Source organism: Gemmatimonadaceae bacterium (genome assembly GCA_037721215.1).
In the GTDB taxonomy this organism is placed as follows: domain Bacteria; phylum Gemmatimonadota; class Gemmatimonadetes; order Gemmatimonadales; family Gemmatimonadaceae; genus UBA4720.
On record JBBJNV010000011.1, the window covers coordinates 100,311 to 118,669 of the forward strand.

Here is an 18,359-nt window from a genome sequence, read left to right on the forward strand (position 1 = left end):
CTACTGTCTGTTGCCGGGAGCCGTGCGAGGCGAGAGCGTACGCTCTCCCTCGTCGATGATGTGCGGGGTAACGAGTATCAACAGGTCGCGCTTCTGCTCCGACGTGCGAGTAGTGCCGAATAACCTTCCGATTATGGGAAGATCCACGAGCAGCGGTATTCCAGATTTCGAGCTGGTCACCTGTGTGACGGTCAGACCTCCGATTACGGCTGTCTCGCCGTCGCCGACAAGAAGCTGATTGTCCGCGCGTTGTTTCCCGAAGATGAACCCGACGTCGGACGATGCCAGCTGCGCGTCGGAGTTCTCGGCATGAAGCTTCAGGAAAATCTGGCGGTTATTCGTGATGTGCGGCGTCACGCTCAAAATGATGCCGACTTCTTTCAGCTGCACAGTGGCGCGAGGCACTTGATTGTTATTCTGACCGCCCTGTTGACCGCCTTGTGTACCTACATCCAGCACGCGAATCGGGATTTCCTGGCCGACGAGAATCTCGGCTTTCCGGTTGTCGAGGGTGACGATGCTCGGCTCTGCCTGAAGATCCGCCAGTCTCACTTCCTGAAGCGCATCCAGGAACGTCGTGAGTTGGAACTTGCCTAGTGCGGCCGAAAAGATGAGGCGTAGCGCCGGGTTTACGACTCGGGCGTTGGCGTTCGCTAGAGCGGAGAGTGCATTTCCGCCAAGCAGCACTCGGTCGCCGGTGACGGGACTGCCGCCGCCAAAGGAGTCAGGAACGCCATCTCCGTTGGTGTCGACGGGTTTGGTGGTGGTGGGATCGACACGCTGAACGAGCTGGCTGAAGAACTGATCGTTGCCCGTACCGAAATCGTAGGAAAGACCGAGCTCCTCGATATCAGTGCGGTTGACAAAGATGATCTTCGCTTTGATCGCGACCTGCGGCGTACGGACGTCGAGATTGCGCACATATGAGAGAAGGTCCGCCATCCGTGATGGCGTCTCAGTGATGAGAAGCGTGTTGGTGGCAGTATCCGCGGCGACCGCACCACGTGCAAAGCAGCTGGTTCTGGTGTTCTGCTGAGCCTCGGGCACTCCGCCGGGCGCACATTCTCGCGCCAACAGGCCGCTGAGAGTCTGAACGAGTGAGGCGGCGCTTGCGTAATTGACAGCGACAAGCTGAGTCGTCAAAGGCTCCGATGCCTGCTTTGCCGCAATGTTGCGATAGCTGTCGACAGTGACGATGCCCGACAGCGCATCCTCCGCCGCCGCCAGTCCCTGCGCCTGCAGGATTGCGCGAAGCGCTACATCCCACGGCTGATTCTTGATCTCTGCAGTGATCGAGCCTGCGACTTCCCTGCCGACTACGATCGTGCGGCCAGAGAAGGCGGCAAACGCGGCGATGACATCGCCGATGTCGGCGTCCTGATATGTCACGGTGATTCGGGGCTGCTCGGAGATCACCGCCGGCGGTGACATCCGATGCGAGCCGGGCTCGGGAGTGCTGGTTCGCGCACTGCGATCAGAAGGCTGTTCGCGACTGATGTTCGCGTCCGGCGTTACCGATGCGGCCAGCGCAGCCACCGCGCCGGCTGAATTCGAGACGGCATAGCGAGCGGCCATCTCCGGTGACGAATGCCAGGCACTGAATGACGCAGCGCCGCCCGAAACCGAGACGTGAACCTGTCCATCCTTGCGGACGACTTCGTACTGATGCGCGGCGGTCATTTCGATGACTACCCGTACAACGTTTGGCTTGAACTGAGCAGCCCTTACATTGACGACACCACCCCGGGCAAGCCGGTCGTAGCGCGGTGCCATGCTCAGCGTTGCACCCTTGAGATCGACGACGACGCGATGCGGCGACTCAAGGGCGAAGTCCTCGACCTCGACCGAGGCATCGACGCCGATGACAATCTCGGCGCGACCTGCCGAGGGTACGACACTTACCGATCGCACTGTCGGACCCCTGGGGTCTGCATGGCTTGCGGCCAGCATTCGCGCGCCTGTTGCAGCCGCCTGCAGACTTCCGGCTGCGGGGATAAACGCGAGAGCGGCGCAAGCCGCGAGAAACTGCCTCATTGAGTCCTCACTTTGGTTGAATCATTCATTGCCAGCGATTCCTGCCGGCTGAAACCAAACTCCTCGATTCCAAACACCACGTTCTTCTCGTTGATGGCAACAACGCGCATGCGGCCAATCTCCTGGCCCACTTTTACGCGATACTGTTCCTTCGTGCTCAGATCGCGGAGAACCGCGACCGAGTTTCTACCGGTGGCGTCGAACGCAATCGCCACCAGCTTCAGGTCCGCAAGCAGCGGACGCAATTCTTCGGTGTTCAGCAGCGACACAAACGGGTCGCGGCGGCCACGACCGGGGTAGTTGTATGTCTCCCGGTTGATGACCAGATCGCGGGCGCTGTCGCGTGCAGCCGCTGCAACGGCCGGTGTTGCAGTTGTGGTTGGTGCTCCATTTGCCGGCGAAGTCGAGGTTCCAGGCACGCGGGCGACAGGCGCGCCACGATTGGAACTGGTGGACGACACCTGCACCACGCGGGGAGGCGTCGGCTTTTGCGCTCTCGCTACAAAAGCGAATGCCGCTCCCGCCAGAACAACGGCCGCGCAGCTGATCGCAATACTCCGATTCAATGTCATCAGTTCTTCTCCTCGACAGCCTGCGCTTCCGCCAGAGTGGGGACATGCGCGATGTAGGTCTGGATCTGGAAGTCAGTCGCGAGCATCGACTCTCCATCCCTGCTCCGTGATTTTTTCTTCTCGGCTACGGGAACGTGCTTGAGATTGAGTGCCACCGGCGCGACGATCCGATTAAGCGAGCCGACGTTGGCCAGAAAACCGGCGACGTTGTGGTAACCTCCTTTGACCGACACCTTGTATCTATAGGTATCGAACTGCTCCCCAACCAGAACGGGCATCGGCTCAACTGATGCGAGGTCGAGACCCACTCGGCGAGCGGCAGTAGACACATTTTCCAGGAGCGCAGGAACTTCATTTGTGGTTGGAACCAGCTGGCGCATCACCTTGAGGCTCGCGTCATACTCGACTGCCTGCTGTTGCAGTCGCGCAATGCTGCCGTTGGCGACGTCGGCTTTCGCCTGAGCGTTTTTCTTGTCGAGAACTTCGACATGCTGCTGAATCGCGGCGAGTTGCTCGCGCTTCGGTATGTAGAGGAAGTACGCGTACGCTGCGGCAATTACGATTGCAACCACCGTAACTGAGATGAGCGACTGTTCCCGCCGGGAAAGATTTGCCCCGATTGCCATGTTAGTTACCTCCTGGTGACATCGCGACGGTTTTCAGCAGGAACGGCGGCGCTTTCTGCGACTCAGCTTCCAGGTGAAACTCGGTCACTTCTTTACCCTCGAAGAGCACCATATTCGAACGGGTGAGCTGCACGTTCTGAATGAACGGTGACGCTTCGAGGGTTTTCATGAAAAGCGTCAGCGCCTGGATGTCGACCGTGTGACCCACAACGCGAAACTTTGTTGACCGGGACGCGGCGGCCAGAACGGAATCGGCGCGCGCCTTCCTGGCCGGTGCTTCCTGTTCACTGGCTTTGTCCCCGCTTTCCGCCGCAAGCTTCACTGCTTTCTGGGCACTATCGGAGGCTGCAGAGCTCGGTGGTGCACTCGTCTGAGTGATCACCGTCAGCCAGGTGTACTGCGGCAGCGCATTGCTGATCTCTTCGAGCAAGTGGGGCCAGAGATATCGGCTGTCGTCGATTGACCGTATGATCGCCACCTGGTGATAAAGCGAATCCCGGGTTGCCTCGGCCTTGGCTTTTGTGGCGAGTACGACGTTGTATCTTGTCGAGTCCTCTACTGCACGGACCTCGCGTTCCACCAGTGAACGCTCGCGCGTGGCCTGGCCAAGATAGAGAAACCCGATAGCGAGCACGACTGTGCTCAAGGTACCCACGGCAGAGAGGAGGAACTTGTCCTTGATGCCAGCCGTTACCGACGACAGAGTGGAACCAATGTCGAAGCCCGCGCGCCCCTGTGACTTCGCACTCGAACCAGGGAGGAGATTTACCTGTATCATTTCAGATTTCCGTGAGGCCGCTTACTGGCGGAGAGCGAGGCCGATGGGGAGCATGAGGAGCGGCGCGATATCGTCGGTCACGAACGAATCGAGTGCTCCATCGCGAATGTTCAGCCGCGCGAGCGGATTGGCGTGTTCCACCGGCATCTTGATACGGGCAGCGAGAATGTCGGACAGTCCCGGTGTTCCCGATCCTCCGCCACAGACATATGCTGCCCGCAGCTGCGCCGTATTTCTCGAGCCGGAGAGAGAAGCTGCCGCCCGTTCGACGCCAACGGCAATTTCGTCTGTCCGCGTCTCGAGCACCGCGTCCAGCTGGGGTGAGCGATCGTAGCCGCGGATGAGATTCTCCGCATCGCGAGCAGTCACGCCGTGCTGCCGCTGCAGGTCCTCAATGAAACGCCGGGTTCCGAGTGGCAGATCCCGTGTGAGGATTGGAACCCCGTTATCCATGATATTTACGTTCGTGATTTCATGGCCGATATTCACCAGCGCGACAATGCCCTTCATGGCGTCGGGATAGCTAACCTCGAACGCGTTGTGAAGCGCGAACGCATCGACGTCGACGATGGTGGCTGTGACGCCGGCGTCAGCAAGCAAACGCAGCTTCGCATCGACCAGGTCACGTTTTGCGGCAACAAGAAGCACGCTCATTTCAGCAGCGCTTCGCTCGGAGTCGAGGATCTCGAAGTCAAGCTCCACTGAGCCGACGTCGGGGACATGCTGTTCAGCTTCCCATCGAATCAGCTCGCGCGCCTGCTTTGCCGTGACACGTTCCGTCTGAATCTTCTTGACGATCACGTCGCGTCCGCCAACTGCAGTCACGATGCGTTTTGATTTGACCTCCGCGGCAGTCAGCGATGCGCGAATGGCATCGGTCACCATCTCGGGATCCATTACCTCTCCTTCGACGATGGCGTCCGGTTGAATGCGCGTGATGGCGACCTTCACCAACTCGGGTGCTCCCTTGCCATGATCGATGACTGCGACCTTGATGAGGCCGGAGCCGATGTCGAGTCCTACTGTCGTTTTCCTGCGGCCGAAAAGCGCCATTGTTTCCTGTGGGTAGGGGACTGCTGCCAATTGCACGCCAGACACGATTCACATGGCGGCGAGGTAACAGCGGCGCATCACGGTCAATACAAAGCCGTCCACGACAGATTATCGATTGGCACGACCCGTTCGACGCCGAGCGAATCGCGCGTTGCACGCACGTTGATTCCGACGCGTCTGCGCAGTCGTATTGCGTCGGCCGCACCGCTCCTTGACTCGGCAACGATGAGAAACAGTGCGCTGTCGAGCTTCGTTATGAAGACGGTGCTCTCCATCAGATCGTCACGCGGCAGCCGGTATATGGACACATAACCGGCGGATGCGTCCGACATTGTGGCGGGGTTGAATGACGACACTGCACGACTGGCTGCAAGCTCAGCGTAGGCAAATATCTGCTGATCGAGAACCGACGATCTCGATGCGCGCGTCTCCTGGCCAGCAGCGAACAGAACACTTGTTATGAGCACTGCGATCAGAACAATCGCCGCAAGCGCAGCAGCGAGCGCAAAGCCCGGCTTGCGTGTCATCGGACTCTGTTCCTTGGGGAGACACTCACGATTGTCGAATCGCGATATGTCTTCTGCCTATCGCCGGTAAGGCTCACATCTTTCGCTGTTGAGCCGCGCAACACCACGTCGATGCGTGCGACCCCAACTCCTGCTGAACCCCGGGCTATCCCGACGCCGGTCGAATCGAGATAGCGAAACGACAGCCCGCTGGTGCCACTGCTTGAGTAGCCGTTGTAGGGCCCGCTCACTGGCTGCACTCCTGCGCAGACATATGGCGCCGATGTGGCACATCGTCTATAGCCGAGATACCATCTGGAATCACCTGACCGGTATAGGCTGTATCGGACACGCCGGAGGAAGCGCACCGGTGCGCCCTTGCGTACAGCGAGCGTCGGCGAGGCGGAGAGTGTGACCGAGTATCCCTGCGCTAATGAGGCCGCATCTGCCTCGGTCGTGAACCCCATTGACGCCGGACACGACAAAGCGAGTGAGCGCGACGAAAAGGACACGATGCCAATCGATTCCCACCGACCGACGCTGTTCGAATTCGATGGCGCTCCAAACAGCATGGCTACATCTCCCGCTTCCGGCTCGGCAAGTATCGACGTGAGCGTGTTGCCATTCGCTATCTTCGACGGCGGCAGCCTCAGCGTCGCGCCTGACGGCGTATCGCACAGCACGGACGATGCGATGACAGTGACCATTTCGATCGCGGAATCGGTCATCAGCGGGATTCCATACGAAGCTACTGCCGCGCTCCGGATATCCGACAAGAGGACATCGGCCGCGTCCCGCAGCTGGGCCCGCACGCCAAGCATCTCGGTGGCTGCGACATGGAACCGCTGCTGGCGAACAAGCGTTGCAATCACTGCTCCGCCCAGCAACCCCGCGATCGCCGTTGCCACGATCACTTCGATCAACGTAAACCCACGAGCTGAAGATGAACGCGCAGCGCTTAGCTCGTGACGGCGAGTCACTCGCATGGTCTACCCGATAGGAACCTGTCCGCGCGCGGGCCCAACGCAGTTTGCCTCGTTATCCGCTGATCCTGCTCGGCCGACCATCTGCTCTTTTCGACCGTCCACTCGGATCGCAAGCCACCCGCCTGTTCGGTGCCGCTGGCAGTGATCCCGCATCCGGAAGCGTGGAAGCGTTCGGACCGCGCGCCAGCAGTCGACGCGGCATTGGCTCGCTGATCACTCGATCCCATCTGTCGAACGATCGAGGCCGATGCTGCCGCCAATCCCAGAGCGCCGATGGTGAAGATCATCATCGCAATCAGAACTTCGATGAGAGTGACGCCGAAAGGGCAGCGAGCCTTGCGGCGCAATCCTGGCGGTCGTTGCATCCGCTGACGATACGCACCCGGCGCTGCTCTTCGTCCATCATCTACAGCACGGGCGCATCGATTGATTGCAGCAGTAATGCACGTGGGGGGCTTACAAAAAAAAACGGCCAGGCGGCCGCCTCTTATCCCAACATCACCCGAGCCAACTCGCGGCGGCACTGTGCCGCCGCGAGCTGGTCAAGATCTCCCTGGCTCGTGGATCAGGTGCAGGTGATCAGGCCGAGCGCCGATGACGCGCAGGTCTTGCTGGTCAGCGTGTGGCTCGCGGTCGCGCTCCATGAAGCGTTCGGGGCGCCAATCGCCGTTGCAGTAACGGTAACGTTTGCTGAAGGCTGGAAACCCTGGGCTGAACCGTTGCCCGAGAAATACACGCCGTTGCTGTCAGCAGCAAAGCTCTCTTCGTACGTCGCGAGGTTACGCAGATCTGCCTTCATCGATGCGACATACGCCTTTTCCTTCGTCTGCGCAAACTTCGGAATCGCGATCGCGGCCAGAATGCCGATGATGACGACGACGATCAAAAGCTCGATCAGTGTAAAGCCCTTCTTCTTGCTGGCGACCATTCGTTGCTCCTGAGAGAGTAGAGAGAGTGTAGAAAGTCTGCGTTACTACGGGGGGGAAGACGACGCACACCGGAGAAAAGCAACGCGCGCGCCAAAGTGTTTTGCAATCGCTAACATGTTGCAGCATAATGCCTTATACGATTCGTCGCTGTTGTCAGGGAGCGTGCAAGTTGGAGCGGAGGCCTCGCTCCGTCAATTCAAGGTCAGTACTAGGTAGATTTGGAGGATATGAACGTTCTGGCGCTACAGGCAGCGGCTGTCCCGCACCTCGACTCGGGGGATATCGCGACCCGGCTCGGCATTGTCCTGTTCCTCGTGGCGCTGAACGGATTCTTTGTCGCTTCCGAATTCGGGCTGGTTGCTGTAAGACGAAGCCGGATCGACGAGATGGCGGCAAATGGCGACGGTGGCGCGCGCGTTGTGCAGAAAGCGCTGACTCATCTCGATCGTTATATCGCCGGCACGCAGCTTGGAATTACCTTCGCTTCGCTGGCACTGGGGTGGGTTGGTGAGCCAGCGCTGGGGGCAATTCTCGATGGCATGCTCTCGTCGATCGGCATGGAACTGCCTGACGACAGGACAACCCACAGCGCGCTTTCGCTCGGACTCGGGTTTTTTATCCTGACCTTTCTGCACATCGTTCTCGGCGAGCTCGCCCCCAAATCGCTGGCGCTTGTGAATCCGGAGGGTGTCGCGAAGTTCGTGGCGCGTCCGCTGATTATTTTTTCGCGCCTGATGACTCCGTTCATCTGGTTGTTCAACGGAGCGGCGAACTGGATTCTGCGTTTGTTTGGTATCAATCCGGTATCTGAAGAGCAAAGTCACTCTGCGGATGAACTTCGTCTGCTGGTGATGCAGGCCCGGGCGCATGGCACGCTGGACGAATCGGACAGTGCAATGCTCGCCGGCGTCTTCGACTTTCATGAGAAGAAGGCGCGCGACGTGATGCGCCCGCGAACGGATGTCGTCGCGCTTGATATCGACGCCACTGAAGACGAAGTGTGGGCCGTGGTGCGCGAAGAGCGGTATTCGCGATATCCGGTCTATCGCGAATCTCTCGATGACGTAGTCGGGGTTTTCCTCGCAAAGGATCTGTGGCTACGAGTCGAAGGCTCCGATTTTTCGCTCGCAAGCATGCTGCGTGATCCGCTGTATGTGCCAGACAGCCGGCCCGCCGAGCGCGTGCTGGATGATCTGAGAAAGACGCGGGCCCACCTGGCAGTCGTTCTCGACGAATATGGAGGCACCGCCGGCATCCTTACGATGGAAGATCTCATCGAAGAAGTGATGGGCGACATCTCGGACGAATACGACATGGCCGCGCGAAGGTCGATCGAGGCAAATGGCATTCTCGAGCTGGACGGTACCATGTCTCTGATCGATGTTCGTTCCGATCACCGGGTACAGATTCCCGAGGGCGACTGGTCGACGCTCGGCGGGTACGCGTTTGCCCGGCTGGGCCGGCTCCCGCGTATTGGCGATCGGGTGCCATCACCCGGCGGTGAGCTGGAAGTGATCGCGATGGATGGGCGCAGGATAGCGGCATTACGAGTGCACCGCGCGCCCGGAGGAACAGGCGCGAAGGCTGGTGACGGGGGCCAGACATCGGCCTAACCACGCCGCGCCAGCTGCTGCAACGTACTGCGATCCATTCGATGGCCCCCAACGAACGTCGTGAGCCGGTAGGGAATGTCATTGGCTGCCAGCACCCGCTGATAATCCGCGATCATGCCGCTATCGGCAAATTTGTCGCGAGTGCCATAGACAATCTCCAGCTCGACACTGCGGAAAAAGGTGGCGGCGCGGGCCAGATCCGCATCGCTCGCCAGCAGGCAACCCCACATGATCAGTCTGTCTGCGCAGGCGTGTCCGCTTGTGATCCACCGATTCGCCGTTGCGCCGCCCTGCGAAAAACCAAGCACCGTGACAGTTGTGAGGCTGCGATCGACGGCGTCGAAGACCTTGTCGTACAATGCATCGAGATAGGCGATGTAGTCGCTGATCTCCTCTTTCCTGTCTTCGCGAGTCATCCATGTCGCGCCGACCGGCGCATCGGCGCCGTGAAATCCATCGGCCGTCGTGAGGTAGAATCTGGATAGCGCTTCGGGGGCGACGATGAGACGATCGTCAGCCGCGATCGGCATGAACTCCTGCAGGAAGTCTCCGGCCAGTTGCCCGTAACCATGGCAGACAAACCAGACGTCGCGGATCCCTGGCCCTGGTTGCCCCAGCGTGTGGAAACGGGCGGTACGGCGAACGGCGATATGATTTTCAGTGGGCGTTGCGGCGGAAATTCGGGAAACCTGTTGCATTATGGCATCCTCCCGGGAGAGTGGCGCGCACGGAATTCCTCAAATGATACCGAGGCCCGAGGCCGTGTACATCTGGAACACGTCTTGCCCTTCCTGTCGGCATGCGAACGATCGTGTTTCATGATGTCGTGCGGCTGGGCCTTTTAGCAGCGCTCGTATCGACGATGGCTGCCTGCGAAGTGTCGCAGGAACAGGAAGTAGCGCTCGGTGATCAGACCGCGCAGGAAGTGAGCGCACAGCTGCCGATTGTGGAAGATCCTTACATTGCCGGGTACATCGCGGAGCTCGGGGATACGATCGCCAAGCTTACCCGGCGGAACGACCTCCAGTGGCACTTCTACGTCGTCAACTCCCACCAGGTAAATGCGTTTGCGCTGCCGGGTGGCTACATCTATATCAACCGCGGGCTGATTGAAGCTACAGACCAGATGTACGAGCTGGCGGGAGTTCTCGGGCATGAGATTGGACATATCATCCAGCGGCACTCGGTGAAGCAGATGCAGAACCAGCAGAAGATCGGGGTCGTCGCAACTCTGGCGTGTACCCTGACCAGCTTCTGCGATAACGGGTTAGGCCAGGCCGCGATCAACATCGGAGGTTCCGCGGTGGTGGCCAGACACAGCCGTCAGGACGAATTCCAGGCTGACTCCGAAGCGGTGGTCAACGTGCTGAGAGCGAAGATCGATCCTGCCGGCATACCGGTTTTCTTCGAAACGCTCATGCAGGAAAGGCGCACCCAGCCAACCGCAGTAGAGGGTTGGTTTGCGTCCCATCCGCTCGAGGAATCACGGGTGCGGAATTCGCGGCAGTTAATCGAAGCGACCGGCGCGGACCAGATGCGGGGACTGGTTCGCGATATTCAGAGCTACAGGGAATTCAAGAGGAGAGTCGCAAGTCTTCCGGAACCTCCGCGACCTCGAAGGGCACCGGGTCCGGTCGACCAGCCGCGGTAACCGCAAACAGGTCGCGCTTCAGGCGCCTCAACCCTCCCGTACATGCTACCGATCCGAGCCGAACGGATCTCCCGGTGGCGCGCGTAGAGCTGGCGTCGGTGTCGGTAGCTCCTGCCTCTCGATCCACCGCGCGAAATCACCAGCAATTGACAGCCAGTGCGCACGCTCAGCTTCACTACCGGCAGCGCCGAGGCTACGACCGCGTTTTCTCAGCGCGTCCATCTTCAGCTCCGTAATTGCGCGCACCTCGGGCGCAGCCTCCTTGTCGGAGGCGAGCATCAACATTCTGTCGGCTACTGCACGTTGAGCCACGCGACGCAGCGCCTTCATCTTCTGCGACTCATTCCGCTCAGCATTACTCCAATCGGCGGTAAGGGCATCGATCGTCTGGCCGAAGGTCAGCTGAGAACTGCCGCGGGTCGCAAACTGAATCAGCCGTGCTGCGCGCTCTCGCTGCAGCACCGCGTCGGCCACCATCTGTGCAAGCGTGCGGGCAGCACCCAACTCGTCAAACGCGGGCCGGGTGCGGCTGTTGAAAAGCTCCACGTAGGGCCCGTATGAAAAGGGACGTGGGCCGAGTAGTGTCAGAACGGTATCGGGAATAGCAAGCTCCGTCGGCCGAAGTGCAGCGACGAGCGCATTCAATGCCGTGCGCTGAGCAGCACCTTCGATCGGACGCGTAGCCTGCATTCCATCGCCGCGTATGGCGTTGCTGTACTCCATCCCGCCGACAGTCTTGGCGAGCGAATTGATGGCGAAGCGGTGCATCAGGTAGACCGGAGCAAAGCGTTCCTGAAGCAGCGCGATTGGCTCTCCAACCCGGATATTTCGCTCTCCGAACCGGGACATCGCCACCCGTCGAACAGCCATCTGATGGCGAAGGAATTCAGAAGCATTGGCAGCGTCGTCCCACAGATTGGTGCGCGGGTCCGACGCGAAATCCGGGCGCGCGTCGGCATCGGACAGGAACAACATTCCGCGCTTCAGCCCGTCAGCAACTATGCTCCGAAGCGAGTCCCGCTCGGTGTCCACAGGGAAGATGCCATATCCCCAGCGGAGCGCGAAAATGTCATATGCGCCAGCCCCGACGCCGTAAGCGGTCGAGATGTCGATGTTGCCACCTTTCGTCAGCCGCACCCGCGGCGGCGGATAGTCCATGACTGATGCGCGCTCATTGGTCGACGCGATGTAGTTGTGCGCAATGCCGAGCGTGTGACCGATTTCGTGGGCCGTCACCTGGCGGATGCGCGCAAGCACAAAAGCGGTGTCGGCCGCCGCCGCGTCAGCTCCCATCAGACCTGCGTAGAGGTTGTAATCAGTGCGTGCCCGATGACTGTCCATGCGGGCCTGGGCCTTCAGGATTTCTCCCGTGCGCGGATCTCCCATCGACCCGCCGATCGACCAGCCGCGCTCGTTGCGATTCTCCCACTGGACAACGTTGTACCGGGCGTCGAGCGGATCGACACCTTCGGGCAGGTCTTCAACCCGAAAAGCGCCCTTCAGCCCCGCCTGGTCAAACGCCTGCGTCCACCAGAGCGCGCCTTCCCGTGTCGCGCTTCGCACGGGCTCGGGAATGCCGCGATCTATATAGTAGACAATCGGATTCTTGATCGCGCTGCGCGGATCGGACGGATTTACCCGTTCGAGTCGGTGCCGGGAAATCCATCGCTGGTCCAGCGGGCTCTGGATTGGTTGCGCATAGTCCTTGAACGTGATTCCGAAAAATCCGGTTCGCGGGTCGAGCACTCGAGGGCGATAACCGGCATCAGGCAACCGAACGAACGATATGTGTTGTCTCAGCGTTATCGACCTTCCGTCCGGCGCGATGGAAGCCACCGTCTGCCCTGGCCGCCCCGTCGTCGAGAATGTCAGTGCGACATCCACTTCGCTGTTGTCAGGAAAAGCCCGCGTATAGGCGCGGTAGATGCTCGATCTGTCGCGGGCCACGCTGTAGCTGCCTTCGTTGCTGCTGGCCAGTGTTCCGGCAACATCGTTCCAGTCACGCATGAAGAAATCAGTCGCATCCACCAGAAATCTTCCGCCCTCTTCGGCCAGGATCGGCAATGCGGCGGTCGTGCTTGGCGGAAACGATTCCATGACCGTGCGCACGTGCGCAGGGTTGTCAATCGCCGAGCTGCGATAATTCCAGTTCTCGAAGACAACCAGAACACTGTTGCCGTTGCGGTCGAAGCGCGTGACGTACGAGTCGCCGCCCGCCCCCCGGTCGAGGCCAATGGGATTCGAGCCCAGGCCGGTGGCGAGCCCGACGAACATGAGGGCACGCATCGAATCACGGGGAATGTCGAGAAGGATCTTGCCCTGCTTCGCGTCGAGGTAAATGGGAATGAATCCATCACGCCGGTCCATGCCGCCCGTCTTTGCCGCGAAACGACGGGCGGAGTCAGCGCTGGTCGTCATGCGGGCTGAGGCCGCCGGTGAGCGCGGTGCGGAAGCGCAGGCAGAAGCAAGCGCGAGCGGAGCGACACAGAGAATGGTTCGGAAAACTTTCATTTGCGGCAATCGTTTGAGGAGGCGCGATTATCCCATCTGCACACCGGAATCGCAAGTGGCGGAACTGCGAACTGATTCAGTTTTGAGGTGGCCTGAGTCCGGGCCTGGGTTGCCGGTAACTGAATACTGGGAAAAGCCGAGCCGTCAGTGGCCGGTAACACAAGATGCCGGCACGCGAGGTTCAGCGGCCTGGTAAACATCATACCTGAACCGCGTACCTGGACTCCTGCCTCGCTGAGACCTGACGGGTCGGCTTTTCTCAGTTTGGTGTTACAGGAAGCTGATGCCAGGCTTCTGCACAACCCAAAAACTTGCCGTTCCGTTGCGCGCGATGAGCATTGCGCGTACCCGAGCGTGCGCAGCAATTTCCTGCGTCCCCATGAGCGCCTGTACGAGCAATCGTTTTTCCCCGATACCTATGCGCAGAGTACTTCTCTCCGTCACGCTGCTGGCAACCCTTCCGACAGCAGCGTTCTCCCAGAACCGCGGCCAGTCACCGCAGCCTGACTGGACCGGCATCGCCGCTCAGAGCCAGCGGATCCTCTCCGAGTATCTGCGGATCAACACCACGAACCCGCCGGGCAACGAGATCGCCGCCGCGCGATTTCTGAAGGGCATTCTCGAGCGCGAGGGTATCCCCGTGCAGCTCTTCGATTCGGTGGAACTGGGCTCGGGCCACGTAAACCTTTATGCCCGTCTCAAGGGCAACGGGTCGAAAAAGGCAATCGCGCTGGTACATCACATGGACGTCGTCCCCGCAACTGCATCCCAGTGGAGCGTGGATCCATTCTCGGGCGCAGTGAAGGACGGTTATATCTGGGGCCGCGGGGCAATCGACATGAAGGGCGAGGCCGTCGCGCACCTCATGGCGATGATCGCGCTCAAACGCTCAGGGGTCACGCTCAACCGCGACATCGTGTTCATCGCCAACGCCGACGAGGAGTTCACGTCTACCGGCGCGCTCATGTTCGTAAAGAACCACGCCGATCTGATGAAGGATGTCGAGTATATCATCACCGAGGCGACGGAAAACTCCGTGAAGAACGGCAAGGTGGATTACTTCTCCGTTGGAGTTGCGGAGAAGCGGACCTTCTGGCAGCGGCTGACCGTGAAGGGCGTGCCATCCCACGGGTCCCGGCCAACGTCGCAGAATCCGGTTCCACGACTGGTGGCAGCACTCAACAAAATTGCTGAGTATGAGACACCGCTGCATGTGACACCCGGAGTCGACAAGTTTTTTCGAGACATATCGCGACTGTATCCGGAGCCACGGCGGAGTTGGCTTGCAAACGTCCGTGGCGCGATCGCAAACCCGGAAGCGCGGAAGTGGATTCTGAGCGATGTCTACTGGAACGCTTACCTTCGGAACACGATATCGCTGACAGCGCTGAACGGGTCGAACAAGACCAACGTTATTCCTCCCGAAGCAACGGCGGAGATTGATATCCGGCTCCTCCCTGACACAGACCCCGCCGCACTGCTGGCGACGCTCAAAAGGATTGTGAACGACACCGCAGTTCACTTTTCAACCATCCTCCAGCCCAAGACGCCTCTCGAGAGCCCTACCGATACCGATCTGTTCCGGGCAATCGAGAAAGCTGCAAAGGAAAGAGAGCCGGGTGCATTCGTAACGACGCCGATGCAGACTGGCGCCACGGACCGGCCGACCTACCGCAAGCTTGGGATAATCACATACGCCATCGATCCCTTCAAGACCGAGCAGGCCGAGCGGCAGAAGGGCGTACACGGAAACAATGAAAGGTTGTCGGTGGAGAACGTGATATTCGGGGTGCGCTATGTGTACGACATCCTTCGATACGCCCAGTGACTCCGGGATTCAAGAGGTTGCTGTCGAACAGCTTGACCAGAGTCCGGACTAGCCCTTGTGCCTGAAGGTGATTCTTCCCCGGGTCAGATCGTAGGGCGATACTTCGAGTGTCACACGATCGCCGGCAAGAACCCGGATGCGAAACCGGCGCATTTTGCCGGCTATCGTCGCATGAACGTCGTGTCCGTTCGAAACCAGCACCCGGAACGTCGCGTCCGGGAGTACTTCGGTCACTGTCCCTTCCAACTCGATTGCTTCTTCCTTGGCCATAAGTCTCCGTGTGAACCGATCGTGGTGATGCGAGCAGTAAATAGTGCGGGGCAAAAAACAGGGCCACTCTGAAACCAGAATGGCCCTGCCTGTGCTACACTCTGCCTGCGAGTGGGATCAACGAACCTTCGTTACGTTCTCGGCGGCTGGACCTTTCTGGCCCTGCACGACGTCGAACTCGACCCGCTCGCCTTCAGCCAGCGACTTGAAGCCACTGCCATTGATGGCGGAGTGATGAACGAAACAATCCTTCTGTCCGTTCTCGGGAGTGATGAAGCCAAAGCCCTTGGCATCGTTGAACCACTTCACAGTTCCTGTGGTACGCATTCTGGTACTTCCTCGTGTTGGTGTTCGTCGGAAGTCCGGTGTTGCCGTACCCGCCGACCCTTGTTCTGACTAGCCTTTGAACTGAAAAGAGACCTGGTTTTATCCAGGTCCCCATTTGGTGTTCGCTGGCTAGTCGGTGCACACACATGTGTGCAATAGACTGAAAATGTAGTGACCCTATGCCACGTTGTCAATGAAAAGGTCAAGCCTTGTCAAGCCCGGATTTAAATGGGGATCGGACGCCGGTTTAGGGTCGTTCCGCGCCACAACCCGGTTCTCTTCATTTTACCGTGATTTTCGCGAGGTACCTTACAGGCTGGCCTGCATGTGCGATCGAAAGCGTGTATGCGCCCGTCACTGTTGGAGTGAACTCGGTGTCGAAAGTTTCTCCGACATCGGCACGTAGTGAAGCTGGGACGACTTGCGCCGCACCTGCCGGAAGGTCAGCGCCGTCCTTGGCGCGCCGCCGCCAGGTTGCGACAGTCGAGTCGCGTCGGAGTGTCGCTACGAAAGCGACCGCAGGGCCGATGTTCACGAATCGCAAGCGGTGCGTCTTCCCGAGGGCGAATGGGAGGGGCGTCATCGCCTTACCGCCGTTGACGATAAGAGTACCGGGCGTCCCCGGCACCGACTCGCCGTCCCAACCTGCAACGAACAGGTGGTCCGTCGACGGGTCGTAACGTTGGCCTCGCTCCAATACGATAAGGGCTCCATAGAGCCCGGAAGTGAGTTGCTCAAGGTCGTTGAGATGCGTGTGGTAGATAAACGTCCCGGCGCGCGGCAGCGTCAACTGCGCGATAAACGAACCCTTCGGCGGAATCGCCGGGCTGAGCCGGGTGGGGTCGCCGCTGAATCCCGCGACCCCGTCAGAGTAACTGTCGAGCTCGATGCCATGCCAGTGAATTGACGTCTCCTCGGCCAGCCGATTAACGACGCGAACGTCCGTTGGTTCACCGCGGCGCAGGATCAGCGGACTGCCCGGAATCACCACCGAATCGTCGGCCGGTGGTTTGTTACCCTCCTGGAGCACGAAACTCAGCGCGCGGGGTGCAATTCCTCTGGGTTTTCCCTCATTGACAAAAAGATTCAGCTGGCGCGCGGGACCGCGTGAAGCGCCAACGAAGCCTGACGCCGGGCGAACGGAAACACCCATTACCAGCCCGGCCATGTGCTCCATTGGCTTGGCACCGTGGGACGTGTGTAAATCCCGCGGCATCGAGGTAAGACGGGCCTCGTCCACAACATGGAAAACAGCGTGACAATGAAACAGCCAGTTGCCGGGCCGCTCGGGCGCCCACACCATCGACATAGTTTCGCCCGGAGCCAGCACTTCCGTGACCACGAGCCGCCGGTCGGCCGCTGCATACGTCGAATCCCGCAATAAACTGCCGCGGGAGTCTACCCGAAAATAGAATCCGTGCAGATGCATTGGATGGTTACGGGCGCTGCCGTTGAGGATACGCCATCTCACACTGTCGCCGGTTTGCGCGACAAGTCTCTCAGTGTGTGGCCATGCTTTCCCATTGATCGACAGCGCATTCCGAAAATCGTTCGCGCCTGGCGGATCGCTCCAGCCATTAATCACCATGATGCGGTCATTGGTATTCGCGTTCACCGAATCGATGATGAAAGCTCCGGCCAATTGTTCACGCTCTCCAATCCTGCGGCGATACTGAGGGTTAGGCCGCAACACGATGCGATCCATCCGGCCGAGTGTTGCGTAATACAGATAGGTACCTGTTTTCGCTGCGGCGAAAGTCACCGTGCGCGATTGTCCAGGAGCAAGCGACAGAGTATCGGTGGTGCCGGATTGCGGTGATCCCAGTCCGTAGATGTAAACAGTGGAATCGGCGAGCGAATTTCTGAGGGTCGCAACAATGGTGGTTCCGATGGGAACCCGGATGAGCGGCGACGGGATCTGGGGCTTACCGCCTTCCTCGGCGAATGCGGCGACGTCTACCCAGGCACCATCCGATGCCTCGGGGTACCAGCGTGCCATACCGATGACGAGACGGAGGTCGAGCTTGCCGTTGACGAGCTTACCAGCGGGAACGCGGTTGTCATTTGCGCTCACGGCGGCGACCGAGATATCCGTCGATCTACTTGAAGTGGAAATCTGCGGCACCGGCGTGCGACACGACACGGCAACAGCAGTTATGGCGAGTAAGGCAATCGCGAATTGCACATCCTTCGCGAATCGGCGAGGAGTGAGCAGTGATGGCATTTGCATCATCAGTTGGGAGCCAGCCAAAGTGCGCAACCCTTGTAAAAATCGCAAGATAGATCAGCGAATCGCCACGCCTCGGATATCACGCCGCTGTATGACACTCCGGCGCTATGGCGATTGGAATCATTTTCAGTCGGCCGCGGCAGACAGGGTCCGTGTGTTTCCTTGACCGTCGCCGCTATATGGCCCATGGTTCCCACAGGGAGATTGAAGTCCAGGGGCTGATGAACCGGCAGTGCAGGAGTTAGAAGTCGAGTGTCAAAAGTTTACATAAGCACGTCAAGCCATGAAGACGCGAAGCCATGAAGACGCGAAGCCAGTGAAGACCGGGTTCAGCGGGTTGCCGATCGACCTTCAGTATCCGCCCATGGAGGCGGCCACGAAGGGCGAGATCCCGGTCGGAGATGGCTGGCAGTATGAACCGAAGTGGGACGGCTTCAGGTGCCTT

General features: G+C 59.6%; 17 protein-coding genes. 3 read left to right on the plus strand and 14 right to left on the minus strand.

Translation table 11 applies throughout. From position 1 onward, the window contains the following. The 9 genes from WKF55_07780 to WKF55_07820 form a co-directional block, all read right to left on the minus strand. Positions 1-2,034, minus strand: coding sequence for an AMIN domain-containing protein (locus tag WKF55_07780; protein ID MEJ7759480.1), 2,034 nt, complete (start codon positions 2,032-2,034; stop codon positions 1-3). Beyond that, positions 2,031-2,606 carry a hypothetical protein gene (locus WKF55_07785; protein ID MEJ7759481.1) on the minus strand — a complete coding sequence of 192 codons (576 nt, stop codon included), beginning with the start codon at positions 2,604-2,606 and terminating at the stop codon, positions 2,031-2,033. The genes WKF55_07780 and WKF55_07785 overlap by 4 nt, the downstream gene beginning before the upstream one ends. Further along, positions 2,606-3,232: a type 4a pilus biogenesis protein PilO gene (pilO, locus tag WKF55_07790; protein MEJ7759482.1), complete on the minus strand. Its 627-nt coding sequence runs from the start codon at positions 3,230-3,232 to the stop codon at positions 2,606-2,608. Before pilO ends, WKF55_07785 begins: the two co-directional genes overlap by 1 nt. Position 3,233: 1 nt before the next feature. Next, positions 3,234-4,010 (minus strand): PilN domain-containing protein, encoded by a 777-nt coding sequence (locus WKF55_07795; protein ID MEJ7759483.1) that lies wholly within the window; start codon positions 4,008-4,010, stop codon positions 3,234-3,236. Positions 4,011-4,031: 21 nt separating this feature from the next. Next, positions 4,032-5,063: a type IV pilus assembly protein PilM gene (gene pilM, locus WKF55_07800; GenBank protein MEJ7759484.1), complete on the minus strand. Its 1,032-nt coding sequence runs from the start codon at positions 5,061-5,063 to the stop codon at positions 4,032-4,034. An 83-nt stretch (positions 5,064-5,146) separates the two neighbouring features. Next, positions 5,147-5,590, minus strand: a complete 444-nt coding sequence (locus tag WKF55_07805; GenBank protein MEJ7759485.1) for a hypothetical protein — start codon at positions 5,588-5,590, stop codon at positions 5,147-5,149. Then, positions 5,587-6,555 (minus strand): type II secretion system protein, encoded by a 969-nt coding sequence (locus tag WKF55_07810; GenBank protein MEJ7759486.1) that lies wholly within the window; start codon positions 6,553-6,555, stop codon positions 5,587-5,589. The genes WKF55_07805 and WKF55_07810 overlap by 4 nt, the downstream gene beginning before the upstream one ends. Then, complete coding sequence (locus WKF55_07815) at positions 6,546-6,920, minus strand: prepilin-type N-terminal cleavage/methylation domain-containing protein (protein MEJ7759487.1); 375 nt, start codon at positions 6,918-6,920, stop codon at positions 6,546-6,548. The genes WKF55_07810 and WKF55_07815 overlap by 10 nt, the downstream gene beginning before the upstream one ends. A 200-nt stretch (positions 6,921-7,120) precedes the next feature. Continuing rightward, a complete protein-coding gene (locus tag WKF55_07820) occupies positions 7,121-7,483 on the minus strand; it encodes a prepilin-type N-terminal cleavage/methylation domain-containing protein (GenBank protein ID MEJ7759488.1) in 363 nt (120 codons plus the stop codon). Positions 7,484-7,711: 228 nt separating this feature from the next. Between WKF55_07820 and WKF55_07825 the strand changes: the two genes are divergently transcribed. Further along, positions 7,712-9,097: a hemolysin family protein gene (locus tag WKF55_07825; protein MEJ7759489.1), complete on the plus strand. Its 1,386-nt coding sequence runs from the start codon at positions 7,712-7,714 to the stop codon at positions 9,095-9,097. Here WKF55_07825 and WKF55_07830 read toward each other — a convergent pair. Continuing rightward, positions 9,094-9,795, minus strand: coding sequence for a hypothetical protein (locus tag WKF55_07830; protein MEJ7759490.1), 702 nt, complete (start codon positions 9,793-9,795; stop codon positions 9,094-9,096). The genes WKF55_07825 and WKF55_07830 overlap by 4 nt on opposite strands. A 101-nt stretch (positions 9,796-9,896) precedes the next feature. Between WKF55_07830 and WKF55_07835 the strand changes: the two genes are divergently transcribed. Further along, the gene (locus WKF55_07835; protein ID MEJ7759491.1) at positions 9,897-10,748 is read left to right on the plus strand and encodes a M48 family metallopeptidase; all 852 of its coding nucleotides are present in this window, start codon (positions 9,897-9,899) and stop codon (positions 10,746-10,748) included. Positions 10,749-10,793: 45 nt separating this feature from the next. Here WKF55_07835 and WKF55_07840 read toward each other — a convergent pair whose 3' ends face one another. Further along, positions 10,794-13,259 carry a zinc-dependent metalloprotease gene (locus tag WKF55_07840; GenBank protein ID MEJ7759492.1) on the minus strand — a complete coding sequence of 822 codons (2,466 nt, stop codon included), beginning with the start codon at positions 13,257-13,259 and terminating at the stop codon, positions 10,794-10,796. A gap of 418 nt (positions 13,260-13,677) precedes the next feature. Between WKF55_07840 and WKF55_07845 the strand changes: the two genes are divergently transcribed. Then, complete coding sequence (locus WKF55_07845) at positions 13,678-15,087, plus strand: M20/M25/M40 family metallo-hydrolase (GenBank protein ID MEJ7759493.1); 1,410 nt, start codon at positions 13,678-13,680, stop codon at positions 15,085-15,087. A gap of 48 nt (positions 15,088-15,135) precedes the next feature. Here the strand turns inward: WKF55_07845 and infA are convergent, their stop codons facing one another. From infA to WKF55_07860, 3 genes are all read right to left on the minus strand, one after another. Then, positions 15,136-15,357 (minus strand): translation initiation factor IF-1, encoded by a 222-nt coding sequence (infA, locus tag WKF55_07850; GenBank protein MEJ7759494.1) that lies wholly within the window; start codon positions 15,355-15,357, stop codon positions 15,136-15,138. Positions 15,358-15,474: 117 nt separating this feature from the next. Next, complete coding sequence (locus tag WKF55_07855) at positions 15,475-15,684, minus strand: cold-shock protein (protein ID MEJ7759495.1); 210 nt, start codon at positions 15,682-15,684, stop codon at positions 15,475-15,477. A gap of 280 nt (positions 15,685-15,964) precedes the next feature. Beyond that, the gene (locus tag WKF55_07860) at positions 15,965-17,908 is read right to left on the minus strand and encodes a multicopper oxidase domain-containing protein (protein ID MEJ7759496.1); all 1,944 of its coding nucleotides are present in this window, start codon (positions 17,906-17,908) and stop codon (positions 15,965-15,967) included. Positions 17,909-18,359: the final 451 nt, after the last annotated feature.

Excerpts from the sequence above, each read along its gene's own strand:
- WKF55_07780 (MEJ7759480.1), bottom strand. The coding sequence starts at position 2,034 with ATGAGGCAGTTTCTCGCGGCTTGCGCCGCTCTCGCGTTTATCCCCGCA.
- WKF55_07785 (MEJ7759481.1), bottom strand. The coding sequence starts at position 2,606 with ATGACATTGAATCGGAGTATTGCGATCAGCTGCGCGGCCGTTGTTCTG.
- pilO (MEJ7759482.1), bottom strand. The coding sequence starts at position 3,232 with ATGGCAATCGGGGCAAATCTTTCCCGGCGGGAACAGTCGCTCATCTCA.
- WKF55_07795 (MEJ7759483.1), bottom strand. The coding sequence starts at position 4,010 with ATGATACAGGTAAATCTCCTCCCTGGTTCGAGTGCGAAGTCACAGGGG.
- pilM (MEJ7759484.1), bottom strand. The coding sequence starts at position 5,063 with ATGGCGCTTTTCGGCCGCAGGAAAACGACAGTAGGACTCGACATCGGC.
- WKF55_07805 (MEJ7759485.1), bottom strand. The coding sequence starts at position 5,590 with ATGACACGCAAGCCGGGCTTTGCGCTCGCTGCTGCGCTTGCGGCGATT.
- WKF55_07810 (MEJ7759486.1), bottom strand. The coding sequence starts at position 6,555 with ATGCGAGTGACTCGCCGTCACGAGCTAAGCGCTGCGCGTTCATCTTCA.
- WKF55_07815 (MEJ7759487.1), bottom strand. The coding sequence starts at position 6,920 with ATGCAACGACCGCCAGGATTGCGCCGCAAGGCTCGCTGCCCTTTCGGC.
- WKF55_07820 (MEJ7759488.1), bottom strand. The coding sequence starts at position 7,483 with ATGGTCGCCAGCAAGAAGAAGGGCTTTACACTGATCGAGCTTTTGATC.
- WKF55_07825 (MEJ7759489.1), top strand. The coding sequence starts at position 7,712 with ATGAACGTTCTGGCGCTACAGGCAGCGGCTGTCCCGCACCTCGACTCG.
- WKF55_07830 (MEJ7759490.1), bottom strand. The coding sequence starts at position 9,795 with ATGCAACAGGTTTCCCGAATTTCCGCCGCAACGCCCACTGAAAATCAT.
- WKF55_07835 (MEJ7759491.1), top strand. The coding sequence starts at position 9,897 with ATGCGAACGATCGTGTTTCATGATGTCGTGCGGCTGGGCCTTTTAGCA.
- WKF55_07840 (MEJ7759492.1), bottom strand. The coding sequence starts at position 13,259 with ATGAAAGTTTTCCGAACCATTCTCTGTGTCGCTCCGCTCGCGCTTGCT.
- WKF55_07845 (MEJ7759493.1), top strand. The coding sequence starts at position 13,678 with ATGCGCAGAGTACTTCTCTCCGTCACGCTGCTGGCAACCCTTCCGACA.
- infA (MEJ7759494.1), bottom strand. The coding sequence starts at position 15,357 with ATGGCCAAGGAAGAAGCAATCGAGTTGGAAGGGACAGTGACCGAAGTA.
- WKF55_07855 (MEJ7759495.1), bottom strand. The coding sequence starts at position 15,684 with ATGCGTACCACAGGAACTGTGAAGTGGTTCAACGATGCCAAGGGCTTT.
- WKF55_07860 (MEJ7759496.1), bottom strand. The coding sequence starts at position 17,908 with ATGCCATCACTGCTCACTCCTCGCCGATTCGCGAAGGATGTGCAATTC.